The 14,859-nt window shown below is 53.0% G+C and carries 19 protein-coding genes and 1 tRNA gene; 5 read left to right on the forward strand and 15 right to left on the reverse strand.

Features of this window, described 5'->3' with window-relative positions; genetic code table 11:
• Window positions 1-10: 10 nt before the first annotated feature.
• From ccmI to ccmA, 9 genes are read right to left on the reverse strand one after another with little or no spacing between them, the layout of a single operon-like run.
• On the reverse strand, window positions 11-1,222 hold the full coding sequence (gene ccmI / locus JK231_RS07050) for a c-type cytochrome biogenesis protein CcmI (RefSeq protein ID WP_097116547.1): 1,212 nt from the start codon (window positions 1,220-1,222) through the stop codon (window positions 11-13).
• Complete coding sequence (locus JK231_RS07055) at window positions 1,222-1,677, reverse strand: cytochrome c-type biogenesis protein (protein ID WP_034825179.1); 456 nt, start codon at window positions 1,675-1,677, stop codon at window positions 1,222-1,224. Before JK231_RS07055 ends, ccmI begins: the two co-directional genes overlap by 1 nt.
• Window positions 1,674-2,231, reverse strand: a complete 558-nt coding sequence (locus JK231_RS07060; protein WP_211728269.1) for a DsbE family thiol:disulfide interchange protein — start codon at window positions 2,229-2,231, stop codon at window positions 1,674-1,676. Before JK231_RS07060 ends, JK231_RS07055 begins: the two co-directional genes overlap by 4 nt.
• The gene (locus tag JK231_RS07065; protein WP_045831554.1) at window positions 2,228-4,186 is read right to left on the reverse strand and encodes a heme lyase CcmF/NrfE family subunit; all 1,959 of its coding nucleotides are present in this window, start codon (window positions 4,184-4,186) and stop codon (window positions 2,228-2,230) included. Before JK231_RS07065 ends, JK231_RS07060 begins: the two co-directional genes overlap by 4 nt.
• The gene (ccmE, locus tag JK231_RS07070; protein WP_034825185.1) at window positions 4,183-4,668 is read right to left on the reverse strand and encodes a cytochrome c maturation protein CcmE; all 486 of its coding nucleotides are present in this window, start codon (window positions 4,666-4,668) and stop codon (window positions 4,183-4,185) included. Before ccmE ends, JK231_RS07065 begins: the two co-directional genes overlap by 4 nt.
• Window positions 4,665-4,898: a heme exporter protein CcmD gene (gene ccmD, locus JK231_RS07075; protein WP_034825187.1), complete on the reverse strand. Its 234-nt coding sequence runs from the start codon at window positions 4,896-4,898 to the stop codon at window positions 4,665-4,667. The genes ccmE and ccmD overlap by 4 nt, the downstream gene beginning before the upstream one ends.
• The gene (locus JK231_RS07080) at window positions 4,895-5,635 is read right to left on the reverse strand and encodes a heme ABC transporter permease (RefSeq protein WP_034825278.1); all 741 of its coding nucleotides are present in this window, start codon (window positions 5,633-5,635) and stop codon (window positions 4,895-4,897) included. Before JK231_RS07080 ends, ccmD begins: the two co-directional genes overlap by 4 nt.
• Before the next feature lie 57 nt (window positions 5,636-5,692).
• The gene (ccmB, locus tag JK231_RS07085) at window positions 5,693-6,352 is read right to left on the reverse strand and encodes a heme exporter protein CcmB (RefSeq protein WP_038649973.1); all 660 of its coding nucleotides are present in this window, start codon (window positions 6,350-6,352) and stop codon (window positions 5,693-5,695) included.
• Window positions 6,352-6,966 carry a cytochrome c biogenesis heme-transporting ATPase CcmA gene (ccmA, locus tag JK231_RS07090; RefSeq protein ID WP_160833437.1) on the reverse strand — a complete coding sequence of 205 codons (615 nt, stop codon included), beginning with the start codon at window positions 6,964-6,966 and terminating at the stop codon, window positions 6,352-6,354. Before ccmA ends, ccmB begins: the two co-directional genes overlap by 1 nt.
• Window positions 6,967-7,210: 244 nt before the next feature.
• Here ccmA and JK231_RS07095 point away from each other — a divergent pair, with 244 nt between their 5' ends.
• Window positions 7,211-8,131 (forward strand): formate/nitrite transporter family protein, encoded by a 921-nt coding sequence (locus tag JK231_RS07095; protein ID WP_211728270.1) that lies wholly within the window; start codon window positions 7,211-7,213, stop codon window positions 8,129-8,131.
• An 86-nt stretch (window positions 8,132-8,217) separates the two neighbouring features.
• A tRNA-Arg gene (locus JK231_RS07100) sits at window positions 8,218-8,292 on the forward strand.
• A 119-nt stretch (window positions 8,293-8,411) separates the two neighbouring features.
• On the opposite strand, the gene JK231_RS07105 is transcribed toward JK231_RS07100, so the two are convergent.
• From JK231_RS07105 to JK231_RS07115, 3 genes are all read right to left on the reverse strand, one after another.
• On the reverse strand, window positions 8,412-8,690 hold the full coding sequence (locus JK231_RS07105; protein WP_097116543.1) for a hypothetical protein: 279 nt from the start codon (window positions 8,688-8,690) through the stop codon (window positions 8,412-8,414).
• A 161-nt stretch (window positions 8,691-8,851) separates the two neighbouring features.
• Window positions 8,852-9,124, reverse strand: a complete 273-nt coding sequence (locus JK231_RS07110; protein WP_211728271.1) for a hypothetical protein — start codon at window positions 9,122-9,124, stop codon at window positions 8,852-8,854.
• Between the two features lie 172 nt (window positions 9,125-9,296).
• The gene (locus JK231_RS07115) at window positions 9,297-10,172 is read right to left on the reverse strand and encodes an AraC family transcriptional regulator (protein WP_097116541.1); all 876 of its coding nucleotides are present in this window, start codon (window positions 10,170-10,172) and stop codon (window positions 9,297-9,299) included.
• Window positions 10,173-10,354: 182 nt separating this feature from the next.
• Here JK231_RS07115 and JK231_RS07120 point away from each other — a divergent pair, with 182 nt between their 5' ends.
• Window positions 10,355-11,254, forward strand: coding sequence for an EamA family transporter (locus JK231_RS07120; protein WP_097117238.1), 900 nt, complete (start codon window positions 10,355-10,357; stop codon window positions 11,252-11,254).
• Window positions 11,255-11,291: 37 nt separating this feature from the next.
• Here JK231_RS07120 and JK231_RS07125 read toward each other — a convergent pair whose 3' ends face one another.
• Entirely contained in the window at window positions 11,292-11,531 is a 240-nt protein-coding gene (locus JK231_RS07125; RefSeq protein ID WP_034825199.1) for a hypothetical protein, read from the reverse strand.
• 266 nt (window positions 11,532-11,797) lie between these two features.
• Between JK231_RS07125 and JK231_RS07130 the strand changes: the two genes are divergently transcribed.
• Together JK231_RS07130 and JK231_RS07135 are read left to right on the forward strand one after the other, a co-directional pair.
• On the forward strand, window positions 11,798-13,015 hold the full coding sequence (locus JK231_RS07130; protein ID WP_034825201.1) for an MFS transporter: 1,218 nt from the start codon (window positions 11,798-11,800) through the stop codon (window positions 13,013-13,015).
• Window positions 13,016-13,299: 284 nt separating this feature from the next.
• A complete protein-coding gene (locus tag JK231_RS07135; RefSeq protein ID WP_166934934.1) occupies window positions 13,300-13,449 on the forward strand; it encodes a hypothetical protein in 150 nt (49 codons plus the stop codon).
• A 68-nt stretch (window positions 13,450-13,517) separates the two neighbouring features.
• Here the strand turns inward: JK231_RS07135 and JK231_RS07140 are convergent, their stop codons facing one another.
• Together JK231_RS07140 and JK231_RS07145 are read right to left on the reverse strand one after the other, a co-directional pair.
• Complete coding sequence (locus tag JK231_RS07140; protein WP_038645632.1) at window positions 13,518-13,799, reverse strand: lipoprotein; 282 nt, start codon at window positions 13,797-13,799, stop codon at window positions 13,518-13,520.
• A 255-nt stretch (window positions 13,800-14,054) separates the two neighbouring features.
• Window positions 14,055-14,858 carry a hypothetical protein gene (locus tag JK231_RS07145; protein ID WP_058959045.1) on the reverse strand — a complete coding sequence of 268 codons (804 nt, stop codon included), beginning with the start codon at window positions 14,856-14,858 and terminating at the stop codon, window positions 14,055-14,057.
• Between the last annotated feature and the right edge of the window lies 1 nt (window position 14,859).

Raw genomic sequence — 14,859 nt, forward strand, 5'->3', positions numbered from 1 at the left:
ATGTATCGCTTCAGGGCTGCTGTTGATTAATCTCCACAGCCAGTTGCTGATGACCATCCCAGGGGGTGATCGCGCTTAAGCCAAACCAGTCTCCCGACTGAGGATTGGCGCTACCATCGCGCGATATACGCACCCTGACCTGCACCTGATGCTGCGCCGAAAGCAGGCGATCGGGCATCATGGCGTTGCTGTCATCCAGCGTGAGCGATAACGGGAAATGGCTCAGCGGTAAACGCTTCACAGCCACAGGCACCGGTGAAACACCGTCAGACACAGAAATATACAACACTCCGCCTTGCGGTAACATTTTTTCTGCCTGCGGAGTTAAACTCACCGTCAATGCCAGGTGACTATTTTGCTGTCCCGCATCAGTTTTCGCTTGTTCAATGCTGCGCTCTATCATGGTAATGCGCTTGTCACCCGCGGGCAGAAGCTTCAGCATCACCTGCCAGGCACCAATCGCTTGATCATATTGCTGCTGCTCAAAAGCATTAAATGCCAACAAGCTCAGGGTGCGCACGTTGCTATGATCGCGTTTTAGCAGATCTTTCAGCATCACATTGGCCTGGCGGTTGTCCTGCGGATCGCTGGAGCGCGTCAGGACTTCGGCATAATCCTGCTGCAGTTCCAGATTATCAGGTGCCAGTTGCAATGCGCGCTGGAAGGCCTGGCTGGCATTCGTCGCGTTATTCAGCACCATGCCAAGGCGGCCAAGCATCGTCCAGTCATTGAGGTTTTGCGGATCGTCTTGCAGAGCGGTGCGCAACCCTAATTGTAGGCGAGCCAACTCTTCCATGGTTAAGGGCGCCGCTTTGGGATCCATCACACGGGCGCGCAACTGGGGGTATTCCTGCTGCACGCTAACCCAACCGGCCAGTTGCGCCAGTCCACCTGTCTTCAGGTAAAAGCCAACCGACACCAGCAACAATACAATCAGTCCCGGCAATAGCACCCAACGGCTACTGCTATGGATGCGCGCGGCGTGCTCGTTCGGCACATCGGTGAGCAGCGTTTGTTGCAGTTCACGCACCATCTCCGGGCGCTCGGCAACCACGCCTTCCTCTTCATCACGCGCTAATTCGCGCAGGCGCTGCTGGTAGAAATCGGTATTCAGACGATCGCGATCGCCGCTAGTGGCTTGACGTTGACGCCAGCCTGCACTGAGAAACAGCGCCGAGGCCGCCACCAGCAAAATAATCAGGGTAATCCAGAATCCAGTCATTACGGCTTCCCGTCACGCTTAAGAATCGCCGCAAGGCGCTGTTGTTCATCGTCGTCGAGATCGCTACGGGTTTTCCCCCGGCGATTGCGCAGAATAATAATCAAGCCGCCCAGCACCACAAACAGCGCCGGCCCCACCCACAAAATCAGCGTTGAAGGGGTAACCGGTGGTTCATAGGTGACGAAGTTGCCGTAGCGCGCCACCATGTAATCGATGATCTGCTGGCGACTTTGGCCCTGCTTCATCAGCTCATACACTTTCAGACGCATGTCCGCGGCAATCATCGCATTGGAGTCGGCAATGCTGTTGTTCTGACACTTAGGGCAACGCAGTGAACCGGTGAGATCGCGGTACTGCTCTTCCTGCTGTACCGAATCGAACTGGTAAGTATCAATGGCAGCCCACAGGCTGGTGCTGAGCAGAATGCCCGCGATTAACAAAAGAAGCCGTTTCACGCACCGGCCCCCTTGCTGTATTTATCCCAGAGTGGTTTCACTTCTTCGTTCCACACGCGGTCATTCATATCGCCCGCGTGGCGATAACGAATAATGCCATGGCCGTCGATCAGGAAGGTTTCGGGTGCACCGTAGACGCCGAGGTCCAGCCCTAACATGCCGTCACCGTCATACAGGCTCAGCGCGTAAGGGTTGCCCAACGTGTTCAACCAGGTGACCGCTTTGGTGCGATCATCTTTGTAGTTCAGCCCGACGACGCGAATGCCCTTCTCGGCCAGCGTGTTGAGATACTGATGCTCAGCACGGCATGTCGGGCACCAGGTGGCCCAGACATTGAGCAGGATCGGTTTGCCGTCGGTCAGAACTTGCTGATCATAGATTTTGCCCGGCTTATGGAGCGCTTCCAGTTTGAAAACCGGTACCGGCTTACCAATCAGCGCCGATTCCAGACGCGTGGGATCATCCCCATTAGCGTTGCGAGACAACTGCCACAACAGCGCGGCCGCCAGCAGCAGAAACAGCACTAACGGGATGAACAGGATTTTCTTGCTCATGCCAGCTCCTCCTGCTGCGCTTTTTTGCGCGAACGATAACGTGGGTCCAGCAGGCACAATAGGCCGCCGACCGCCATAAACACGCCGCCGAACCAAATCCAGCGCACGAACGGTTTGTAATAGATGCGCACCGCCCAGGAACCGTCATCCAGCTCTTCGCCCAATGCCGCGTAGAGATCGCGAGTGAAACCACCGCTGATTGCCGCTTCGGTCATCATGGTACGGGCTGCGGTATAGAACCGTTTTTCAGCATGCAGTACCGCTTCAAATTTTCCGTCACGCGTCACATCGATAATGGCGACACCGCCGCTGTAGTTCGGTCCCTGCAAATTGTGTACGTCGCGGAAAATGAAGTGATAGTTGTGGATATCCACGGTATCGCCTGACTTCATGCGCACATCGCGCTCAACGCTGTACTGAGTGCTAAAAGCAATACCCACCACTGTTACGGCAACGCCTAAATGACCCAGCACCATGCCCCAATGGCTGCGGGTTAAATGACGCAGACCTTTGAAGAAGCTGTGGCGATGGGTAGCGCGCTCGTGCAGTTCCATCAGCGTCAGCAGAATCACCCAGATCGCCATCAGCAAGCCAATCACTGTCATCGCTTCAATGCGGTCCTGCAGCAGCCACGGCAGCGCGATCGACAAGATCAGTGTGACCAGCAAACCGACACCCAGGCGTTTCCACAACTTCTGCGGCTCATCGCGACGCCAGCGCACCAGCGGCCCAATGCCGAGCATCAGAGCGAATGGTGCCATCAACCAGGTAAACATGGTGTTGAAGAAGGGTTCGCCGACAGAAATACTGCCCAGTCCAAGCTGCTTATGGACTAACGGCAACAACGTGCCCAGCAGCACCACCAGCATGGCCGCAATTAACAGCACATTATTACCCAACAGGAAGGATTCGCGTGACCAGGCTTCGCTCTGCACGCGGCTGCGCACCTTGCCACCTTTGATGGCATAAAGTAGCAGCGAGCTACCAATCACGATCACCAGGAAGGCGAGAATGAACATGCCGCGCGCCGGATCGGAAGCAAATGAGTGCACTGACACCAGCACGCCTGAACGCACCAGGAAAGTGCCCAGCAGGCTTAATGAGAATGCCGTGATCGCCAGCAGCACCGTCCAGGATTTGAAGCTACCACGTTTTTCTGTCACCGCTAGCGAGTGCATCAACGCCGTACCGGCCAGCCATGGCATGAACGAAGCATTCTCGACCGGATCCCAGAACCACCAGCCGCCCCAGCCCAGTTCGTAATAGGCCCACGCAGAACCGAGCACGATACCAATGGTCAGGAAAACCCAGGCTGCGGTGGTCCACGGGCGTGACCAGCGCGCCCATGCGGTATCGAGGCGCCCTGCCATCAATGACGCAATTGCAAACGCAAATGCCACCGAGAAACCGACATACCCCATGTAAAGCAGAGGCGGATGGAAAATCAGCCCGATATCCTGCAGCATCGGATTGAGGTCGCTGCCATCAACCGGGAAGTTCGGCAGGGTTCGGGTAAACGGATTCGAGGTGAGCGTAATAAACAGCAGGAAGCCGAGATTGATCATCCCCATGACTGACAACACGCGCGCCAGTGCATCCTGCGGCATGCCGCGACTGAAAATCGCGACGGCTACCGTCCAGGTGCTGAGCAACAGCACCCACAGCAGCAGTGAACCTTCATGCGCGCCCCAGGTGGCCGCGATGCGGTAGTAAACCGGCAGTAGGGTGTTGGAGTTGGTGGCGACATAGGCCACGCTGAAATCGTTAACGATAAACGCATGTACCAGCACCACGAAGGCGGCAACGATACAGGCGAACATGCCCCACGCCAGCGGACGTGCCATCGCCATCAAACGTGCATCCTGACGGGTTGCGCCCCACAACGGATAAATACTTAATAGCAGCGCGAGTCCCAGCGCCAGGCAAAGCAGAAAGCTGCCAATTTCCGGCATCATGATTGAGCACCTGCCTGCTGATAAGTCGCTGCAGGTCCTGTGTGGTTTTTCTTCATCGCATCTTCAATTTCTGGCGGGGTGTATTTTTCGTCATGTTTTGCCAGCACTTCTTTGGCATTGACCAGGTTGCCGCTTTCCAGCACGCCCTGCGCCACCACGCCCTGCCCTTCACGGAACAGATCCGGCAAGATGCCTTCGTAACTTACGCTGATCACGCCGTTGGCGTCATACAGCTTGAAAGAGACAGCCAGCGTTTTCGGATCGCGCTTCACGCTGCCAGGCATCACCATGCCGCCGACGCGCAGACGTTGCCCGGTTTCCGGCATCTGATGCGCTTCACCTTTGCCGTACAGAATTTCACTCGGGGTGTAAAACAGGTCAATGTTGGAACGCAGCGCATACATCACCAGCGATGTGGCCAGGCCTAAGCCGACCAAAATCGCGACCACCACATACAGGCGGTTACGACGACGGATATTCACACGGTTTCTCCTGCTGCTTCACTGGCAGCTTTTTTCGACTTGGCCGCGCGAATGCGGCGCTCCCTGGATTGACGCTGGCGAATTTCTGCCAGCAAACGGCGGCGGAACAACAGGGTATGCAGCACCAGACCGAATAAAGGGATTAACGTGAGGATGACGGCGAGCCAGACATAGAAGGCATAGCCGCCCATAGCGAAGAAGTCGCTCCATGATGAGAAAGCCGGTGTCATGCTTTGCGCCCTCCCTGAGCCACATCGATCGCCCATGGACGATGGCGCTCGCTGAACAGGATCAGGTTACGCAGGCGCATTAGCGTCAGCGCGCCAAACACCAGCAGATAACCGAGAATGGCCCAACGCAGCGGCGTCCGCATACTCGGCGCAATTGCCTGCTGCAAAATGCCTGACGATCCCTGATGCAGGGTGTTCCACCACTGTACCGAGAAGTGGATGATGGGCAAGTTAACCACGCCCACCAGAATCAGAATGCCTGCGGCACGACCGGCGGTGCGACGATCCTCAAACGAGTGATAGAGCGCAATCACGCCCATATAGATGAACAGCAGCACCAGTTCCGAGGTTAGGCGCGCATCCCAAATCCACCAGGTGCCCCACATCGGTTTGCCCCAGGCGGAACCCGTCACTAACGCGATAAAAGTAAACACCGCACCAATAGGCGCCATCGCTGCCGAAACCAGATCCGCCATCTTCATCTGCCACACCAGGCCGATAAACGCGGCAATCGCCATGGATGCGTAAACGCCCATTGACCACATCGCGGCTGGCACGTGAATGTACATAATACGGAAGCTGTTGCCTTGCTGATAATCGGCCGGTGCAAAGCCGAAGCCCCACACCCAACCAAGCAGCAGCGTTGCCACGCCAAGCACGGCGAACCAAGGAATTAAGCGACCGCATAGCTGGTAAAGCCGCTCAGGCTTTGCCCACTGGTGTAACCATTTCCACATTTGCATAGCTCACAATAAAAAAGAATTCGGATACCGGCGGCTCTGGGGCAGCACGGATTAATGCAGACTAATGCGCAAAGCCGCGGCAGTTGCGAACGGCGAAAGTGTTGCGCTCACTGCCAGCATCGCGCCAAGAATTGCCAGATAGCCTCCGATCGGCAATCCCTGACCGGCGGCATCGATGGCCGCGCTGGCAAAGATCAGAACAGGTATCGACAACGGCAATACCAGTAAACTCAGAAGTACGCCGCCACGCCGCAGCCCAACGGTCAGACCGGTGCCAATCGCACCAAGAAAACTCAAGGTTGGCGTGCCGAGTAAAAGCGTCAGCGCCATCGCGCGCCAGCCAGCAAAATCCAGTGACAGCAGGAGTGCCGCCAGAGGCGACAGTAAAATCAGTGGCAAGCCCGTAATCAGCCAGTGAGCAATCACTTTTCCCAGCACCGTGACGGGCAACGGTGTCGGTAGCAAAAGTAGTTGCTCCAGCGAACCATCCAGAAAATCATCACGGAACAGTCGTTCAAGCGCCAGCAGTGAGGCTAACAATGCCGCAACCCACGCCACGCCTGGCGCAATGCGCGCCAGTTGCTGAGGATCCGGCCCGATACCTAACGGAAACAGCGTGATAACAATCAGGAAAAACCACAGCGGGTTAATCACCTCGGCACCGCTGCGAAATGCAATTTTCAACTCACGCTGAATCACGCGACCTAACATCAAACCCACTCCGAGATGAGGCGGATTTTGCGCACGCGTTCACTCTCATCAGGCAAATCCTGATGGGTAGTCAAAATCACTGCGCCTCCGTTATCGGCATGTTCAGCGAAACGCGCCATTAATTTTTCCACGCCGCCTTTATCAATGGCCGTGAGCGGTTCATCCAGAATCCAGATTTTTGCCGGGCTGAGCCACAGGCGAGCCAGGGCTACACGCCGTTGCTGCCCTGCGGACAACTGCGCAACCGGCACCTCTTCATATCCCAGCAAGTTCACCTGCTCCAGCGCGTCGAAAATCACTTCTTCATCACGATCGCCGTGCCAGAAATGCAGGTTTTCCAGAGGTGAGAGTACCGACTTCACACCAGGATGATGGCCAAGATAGAGCAAGTTTTGATGCCATATTTCGCGCTGCTGACGAATCGGCTGCGATTGCCACATCACCTCGCCCTCTTCTGCCCGGCTTAATCCAGCCAGCAGACGCAGCAGTGAGGTTTTTCCTGCCCCGTTAGGGCCTTCAATTTGCACAATGTCACCCGGTTGCACATGGAAGCTCAGACCATGAAACAGGGTTCGCTCATCACGAACGCATGAGAGATTGATGACTTCGAGCATGAAAGAGGGAATCGCAGCTGTGAAATAAGGCGGGGATAATACCACAATGAATCTGTGGGCCGAAGTCTGTGAGGAAGCTCTCACTTCCCCCAAAGGGGGTATTCGTGCGCATCAGATCAAGGAATTGCGCAATAAATCGCCTCAGTTAAAATCTTGTTACTCTTAAATTGAATCTTCGTAACATTTCGCCCTTGATAAAACCGTCTACGCTTATTACGCATTGGCATTATCACCAGGAGAAAACATGAAACAATCACCATCCATTTCAGAACATGACAATGATGTCGAGAGCGACGAAAAGGACCAGGGGAAAGAGATAGAAGTGGATGAAGATGCCCTGCCCTCACGGGCTGCTGCCATTCATGAAGAGATTCGCCAGGATGGCGAGAAAGAGCTAGAGCGCGACGGCATGGCCTTATTATGGTCTGCCGTGGCTGCGGGGCTCTCCATGAGCGCTTCGCTGATGGCCAAAGGGATTTTCCATGTGCATTTGGCCGATGTGCCAGGCGGTTTCCTGCTGGAGAATCTGGGTTATACCTTCGGCTTTGTCATCGTCATTATGGCGCGGCAGCAACTGTTCACTGAGAACACGGTTACCGCCGTATTACCGGTGATGCACAAACCCACCGGCGGTAATTTCATGCTGTTATTGCGTCTGTGGGTCATAGTGCTGGCAGGAAATTTGATCGGTACGGCGCTCGGCGCATTGGCGTTTAATCATATGCCGATTTTTGACGAGGCAACTCGCCAGGCCTTCACCGTGATCAGCGAAAAGGTGATGGACAACTCCCCCAGCGAAATGTTTGCCAATGCCGTGATTTCAGGTTGGATTATCGCCACCATGGTCTGGATGTTCCCTTACGCGGGAGCAGCCAAAATCGTGGTGATCGTGATGATGACCTGGCTGGTGGCGCTTGGAGATTTGGCCCATATCGTGGTGGGTTCAGTAGAAGTGCTGTATCTGGTGTTTGCCGGCACACTGCCCTGGCAGGAGTTTCTCTGGCCGTTTGCGCTGCCTACCCTGCTGGGAAATATCACCGGCGGCACGTTGATTTTTGCACTGATTAGCCATGCGCAAATTCGCAACGATATGAGCGAGGCGGCGAAGGCCAAAGCGAAGGCGGAACAGAAGCGCAAAGAGAAAGCGCAGAAGAAACAACAGTGATCTGTGGCACGACATTGTTGATAGATTGAGCAAACAGGATTTACACGGTTAAATTCTGCTGGTCGGTACGCTATACTGCGCGCCGCGTCTCCTTAGTTAAATGGATATAACGAGCCCCTCCTAAGGGCTAGTTGCAGGTTCGATTCCTGCAGGGGACACCATATAGCCGTTCGCTGCCCTCCTCATCCCCCTTTATATCAGGCAATCGCCGAATCATTGGCACGCAAAGATTTTCGATGAGTGGCGGTGGGTTTAACTAAACCAAGACGGCTACGGGTCTTCATGAGAAATAGAAATGCGCTATCAACTTGTAGGCCGAAGTGCCAATAGCGATTAAGGCTGGAACACCGAGTAAAACAGCCAACTTCGCTTCAGAGATCTTTTTATCAACTGCATCTGTCAAAGGCTTTTTAGCGAGTGACTCTTTGAGACCTTCTAGTTTTTCAAGCACGGCAGCCATGTTTCTATCGATTGATTTTACATCGGCCTTTAGCTCTTCAACGTCACGTCTAATATGACTGACGTCAGATTCAAGTTTTACAACGCGCACTTCAAGCATGTTTCCTCCAGCCTGGTAACTATAATTCTGAGCATAAGCAATGCCATCCCCCGGCAGAAATCTACTCCTGGTAAACATGCGAATCTGAATGGACGTTGGATGTGACGAAGGGCAGCTTGCAGTGTTCATCATTCCCTCATATTGGCTTTAGGTCTAATCCCTCAAAACAGCCAGCGCGCTATACCCAAGCTGAGTCCAGTTGCGCTCATTATTCCACCCAGGATCCATTTGGTTTGTTTGGTCATCTCTATGTGAATTTTGGCGATCTCTACATGAGTTTTAGCGATTTCCTGATGTAAATCGGCTTTCGTTACGTAGTCAGACTTGATCACCGCCAGGTCGGTTTTCACCGTTTCCATATCGGTTTTCAACGTTTTAATATCTGCCTTCATTTCAAATACATCGGCTTCAAGCTTTGAAACGCGCATTTCCATCGTTACCACTCCGCATAAGTTAAACATGTAATTATTACATCAAAAACAACATGTTAATGGATGGCATTGTATCTAAGGCTAAGAAAAGTTCATCACAATTAGCATGAGAGTGAATGAATCTGATACGTTTCTCGAAGGTAGAAACTGGCTGTTTCAGGTAATTACAGCGGAATCAAAGCTGGTGCGCGTTTTGGCGCCATGCGGAAGGGGTGACACCATGCAACTGGCGGAAACGGTTACTGAAGTGACTGGAAGAGTGGAAACCGCAACGCAGCGCGATCTCAGTTAACGGCAGAGCGCTGAACTTTAGCAGTTGCAGTGCGGTATCCATACGACGACGCATCACGAACTGATGTGGCGCTTCGCCCACGCTGCTGCGGAACATGCGAGCAAAGTGATACTCACTCAATGAAGCTTCCGCAGCTAATTGCGCCAGCGTCAACGGCTGATCCAACTGTGCATCAATAAAAGCCAACACGCGCCGCAATACCGCGGGGGCTAATCCGCCGCGCACCTGTGGCGCCTGCCACTGCACTTCACTGTAGCGCTGCAAAAGATGCGTCATTAACAACGTTGAGGCACTGCTCAGCATCAATTGATTGGCGGGTTGCTGCCAGTCAACGCTCAGCAGGAAATGGCGATAAAGTTGCGTGATGCGATCGTCGTCGGCAAAGATCTTTTCATGCAGGTTAAGTTGGGCGGGGCTGCGATCCCAAATCTGTTCGCCAAGATGACGCAAGTGCTCGTCAGTACAGTAGAGATGTACGAACGACAAATCGGCGCGTAAATCCCAGGTGGATTCAATACCAGAAGGCATCAGGCAGAAGCGATCCGGACCACCGCCGTTGCGCCAACCATGCTGAGTTTTATGCCAGGTGTCATAGCCGTCAGCGGTATACAGGCTGAGCGTATGGTGATCGCTAAGATTAGTGACACGATCGCCACTATTAAACCAGGCCGCCAACTTGATGCCACCCGAAAGCTGCACGCTATCGCGCAATTGCGCTTTATGGCGCTGCAGCATGTCGAAGGTTTGATAATCGGGCATCAAAGGCATCCACTCACAAGTTAATAACGCACAGTTTACGGATCTCCACGGCCAGAAAACAGGCCAACGCGGGACATCCGTGTAAAAAGCGCAAGATTTTGCAATTCGCGCGCAACCGCGTGCAAGCAGATGGCCATCATGATCGTCACACTTCAGGCAATGATTTTGCTGGAGAGAATGCGATGAACATTATGTTGTACCTTGCGGTGGTGTTGATTTGGGGCACGACCTGGATTGCGATATTCCTGCAACAAGAAGCGGCTAACACGCCGGTTCTGGTAGCAGTATTCTGGCGCTTTTTGCTGGCCTCAATACTGATGCTGGTGATCCTGAAACTGATTAAACGTCTGCGCCCGCTGGATAAGCAGGATCACCTTTTCTGCTTAATGCAAGGCTGTTGCGTATTTGGCTTCAACTTCGTTTGTTTCTATCATGCGGCAGCGTGGATCAGCAGTGGCCTGGAATCGGTCATCTTCTCCATGGCCGTGCTGTATAACGCGCTCAACAGCTGGATCTTTTTCCGTCAGCGCCCACCGTTTCGCCTGTTGCCCGCGGCCGTGCTTGGTTTGGGGGGAATTGTTGCCTTGTTCTGGAATGACATTCAGGCAGCACACCCGGCTCCGCAACTGCTGTGGGGCGTTGGGCTGAGCGCGTTGGGCACGCTTGGATTCTCTTTGGGTAACATGATTTCGACTCGCCATCAGCGCCGTCAACGTGATGTGCTAACCACCAACAGCTATGCCATGTTATATGGTGCAATTGTTATGGCAATCATCGCACTATTGAATGGCGATTCATTAGCGCCTGCGCTGAATTTGCAGTGGCTTGGTTCGATGAGTTATCTGGCCATTTTTGGCTCTGTGCTGGGATTTGGCGCTTATTTCACGCTTGTCGGCCGTATCGGAGCCAGTCAGGCCGCCTACTGCACACTGCTTTTCCCATTGGTGGCACTGACGTTGTCGACCATTTATGAGGGATATCAGTGGCACAGCAATGCCATCGTGGGTCTGTCGATGATTCTGATGGGGAATATGGTGATGTTTGTGCGCTGGCCCACGGCACGCAAATTACGCCTGGCATGAGTAGCGAGAGCGGGCATTGCGCCCGCTCTTTGGTCCTCTAGCGCCAGCCCTGAACGCCGATATTGAGCTGGTGAGGTTTATTGATGGCTTTTCTGGCAATCCAGTAAAGCAGAACGCGTTCATCATCTCTGTCGCGATCGGCCATAGCCAGTAATTTCAGCGACAGCGTGGATTTATTCACAGGCTGATGCTCATCGCTTAACTCGATCACCGCCTGACCGATGATGCAGCAAACTTCATCCTCGCTTGACGCGGATTCATATGCTCGGTCTGTCATATTTCCTCCTATTGAGTGAATCTTAAGCCTGGCAAAAAACTGTCATCTTGCAGCGAGATCGGTACGCTTATAACACCCGGTTACACATGCTTACCCATGGCAACCGCTACGCTTAAATTGACATCACTGTGACCCAATGCCATTCATACCCGTATTACTGCATTTCATTCCTTCATCCTGTCTCTTGATGCCCTCCTTCGCCCCACGCGCGCGTAAGCTGCCTATTATCGCTGCAGATTCCGCATTCCCTGAGGGGAGAGATAAAAATGAAAACAGAACTATCCGCGCAGTTGCAGCGCACCCGCATGCTTACCCTTATCGGCACCATCATCACTCAGTTTGCACTGGGTTCGGTTTACACCTGGAGCCTGTTTAACGGCCAGTTGGCGCATAAGCTTGATGCGCCAATCAGTCAGGTTGCCTTCTCGTTTGGTTTACTCAGCCTGGGCCTGGCGATTGCATCGTCACTGGCGGGAAAATTACAGGAGCGCTTTGGTGTGCGTAACGTCACCATCGGCGCCGGGATTTTAATGGCGATTGGCTTTTGGCTGACCGCTCATGCCGATAACCTGATGATGCTGTATCTCAGCGCCGGCATCCTGGTCGGTTTAGCGGATGGCGCAGGATACCTGATGACGCTGTCAAACTGCGTGAAGTGGTTCCCGGAGCGCAAAGGATTAATCTCCGCCTGCTCGATTGGTGCTTACGGTTTAGGTAGCCTCGGCTTCAAATTTATCTGTGGCGCGCTGCTCAGCACTTACGGTCTGGAGAACACCTTTATGATTTGGGGTGTGCTGGCGATGAGTATGATCATTGTGGGTGCGCTGATGATGCGTGATGCCCCTATCCAGCAAAGCAGCGGTAACGCGAAAGTGCTGGAAAAAGATTACACGCTGGCGCAATCCGTACGCTTGCCACAGTACTGGATGCTGGCACTGATGTTCCTCACTGCCTGCATGAGCGGACTGTATGTGATTGGCGTGGCGAAAGACATCGGCGAAGGGATGGTCCATTTGACCACGCAAACCGCTGCTAATGCCGTGACTGTCATCGCGATTGCTAACCTGAGTGGCCGTCTTATTCTCGGCGTACTCTCCGATAAAATGGCACGTATTCGCGTCATTTCACTGGCACAGATCGTTTCACTGGTGGGCATGAGCATTTTGTTGTTTACCCGGATGAATGAAACCACCTTCTTCCTGTCACTGGCCTGTGTTGCCTTTAGCTTTGGTGGCACCATCACCGTGTTCCCTTCCCTGGTCAGCGATTTCTTTGGTCTTAATAATCTGACGAAAAATTACGGGCTGATTTACCTGGGATTCGGTATCGGCAGCGTGATGGGTTCACTGGTGGCTTCTGTGTTTGGTGGTTTTACCGTGACCTTCAGCTTGATCATGACACTGCTGGTGATTTCACTGGTGTTGTCGCTCAGCATCCGTCTGCCAAATCGTCAAAACGTGACTGAACCTTTGCTGCATAATTAATCTCAACAGATGCCGCATCACTGTGCGGCATCTATTTTCTCCATCTTTTCTGCGTAATGTTTTAAGAGTTGAGAACGGCTGTTATTTAGGATTGCTTTTCAGACTATTCGCGTTATTATCATCAGGCATTCGGTTTTATCTGATTGGTTTATTTCCCGCCTTGACGTTTTTAGCTTTAAATTGACATATCTGGTAATAGATCCAGAAATAACTCTACATTTACTGCATCTTCACTCCACTTTTCCCCGGTAATCTGGCTTCATTGGAAAAGAGGAGGACTCTCCATGAAAACACTTATTAAAGCGGCTTCGGTTGTTGCCATTATGACGATGTTGAGTGGTTGTATCGTTCATGACGGATATGGTCGCGGACCGGGCTGGGGCCACGGTGGCGGCTGGCATCATGACCATGGTTATCATGGTCGCCATTGGTAATTGGGCAAAGCACACACAGCACATAATAAAAAAAACAAAAAGGGCGGGAATTTATCCCGCCCTTTCTTTTAGCTTTTTACCGCGTAATTACATTGATACCAGGCTTTCTTTAATCCGGGCAGATGGCTGTCCTGTGCCGGCAGCGATTCCACTTTATCAAATCCACGCTGGTTACAATAATTCGCCAGATCGACTTCCATCGCATCTTTATTCAACGTTTGCGGGTCATAACGATATTGCACGGTATTTGAGCTTTTATCTTCATCAACACGTTCAAATCCACCGGGTTTGCTGACACTACAACCGGCCAGCATAAAAAGCGCGAGTGCGCTAATAAGCATTTTTTTCATTAGGGTGTCCTCTTCCAGGCGAAGCAGTCTAAATGCCAATGCCGCACGCATCTATAGGAAACTGGCGCGAAATAGTCATTTTTAAAAAGTTTTTACCAATCAAATCAATAAAACCAAACGGTTTTTCATATCACTTAACCGATGCCATGATGCTTTCAGACAGCACGAAGTCTGCACCACACCAGGTGACACGAGAAAAAAAACGGAAAGTGACCTTTATGCCCGCGCTGAGCGGGCTTTTTTTTACGCGTAAACCTAACCGGTAAGGCTGACCATCTTACGCAAAAGGTTGGCGGACTGTTTGGCAGGCAATGCGAGAATGCCGCTGTAAAGATCAATCGACATGGCACACATGGCGCTGCGATCAACGGCAGTATCAGCAGGCATGTTGAGTTGCTGAAGTTTATCACCCCACTTGCCGTAAAGTTTCTCCACGACGCTCTGCAAATCACGTTGTGCGCCCTGCTGATCAATCGGTCGCTCTTCGCCTGTGCTGTTTTTCAGGAGCATATCTAAAGCCAGGGCATCTCGCTGGTACAACGTCGGTGACAGCGCTTGTTGCAAATTGATGCCGCCATTTACCTGCGGGTAAAGGAAGCGGAAGCAGCGTTGTGGCTCCGGCTGCTGCAGTGCCTGCATCTCCTGCACTGACACACGCAAATAATTGAGCAGCGTCTCGTCATCTGCACGCGCCATACGCTGATTAACCAGATCCATCAGCCATCCACGTAACTCGCCCAGCGCCTGGTCAGCAGGCACGCCTTCCATACGCTTGTGCAGTAACTCGCGATTAAGCATTTGCCACAGCGCCGGCTCCTGTGTTTTGAGCTGACGATAGCCGGGTGCGAGGCTTAACTGATTTGCCACCTCGCTTTCCAGCGCCTGTCGCTCCTGACGTGGATGTAACCAGCTAAACCACAGCATGTTCGCCAGGATTAACGGCAGTAAAAACAGCACTAACCCCTGCCATAAGCGGAGTGCCGTGGTGCGGATCAGAACGATGATAATCACCGCCAGCAGCGCAAACGCCGCCAGCGTGATAGGTAAGAGGGAAAACATG

Source organism: Pantoea sp. JGM49 (genome assembly GCF_018257655.1).
Taxonomy (GTDB): Bacteria; Pseudomonadota; Gammaproteobacteria; order Enterobacterales; family Enterobacteriaceae; genus Pantoea; species Pantoea communis.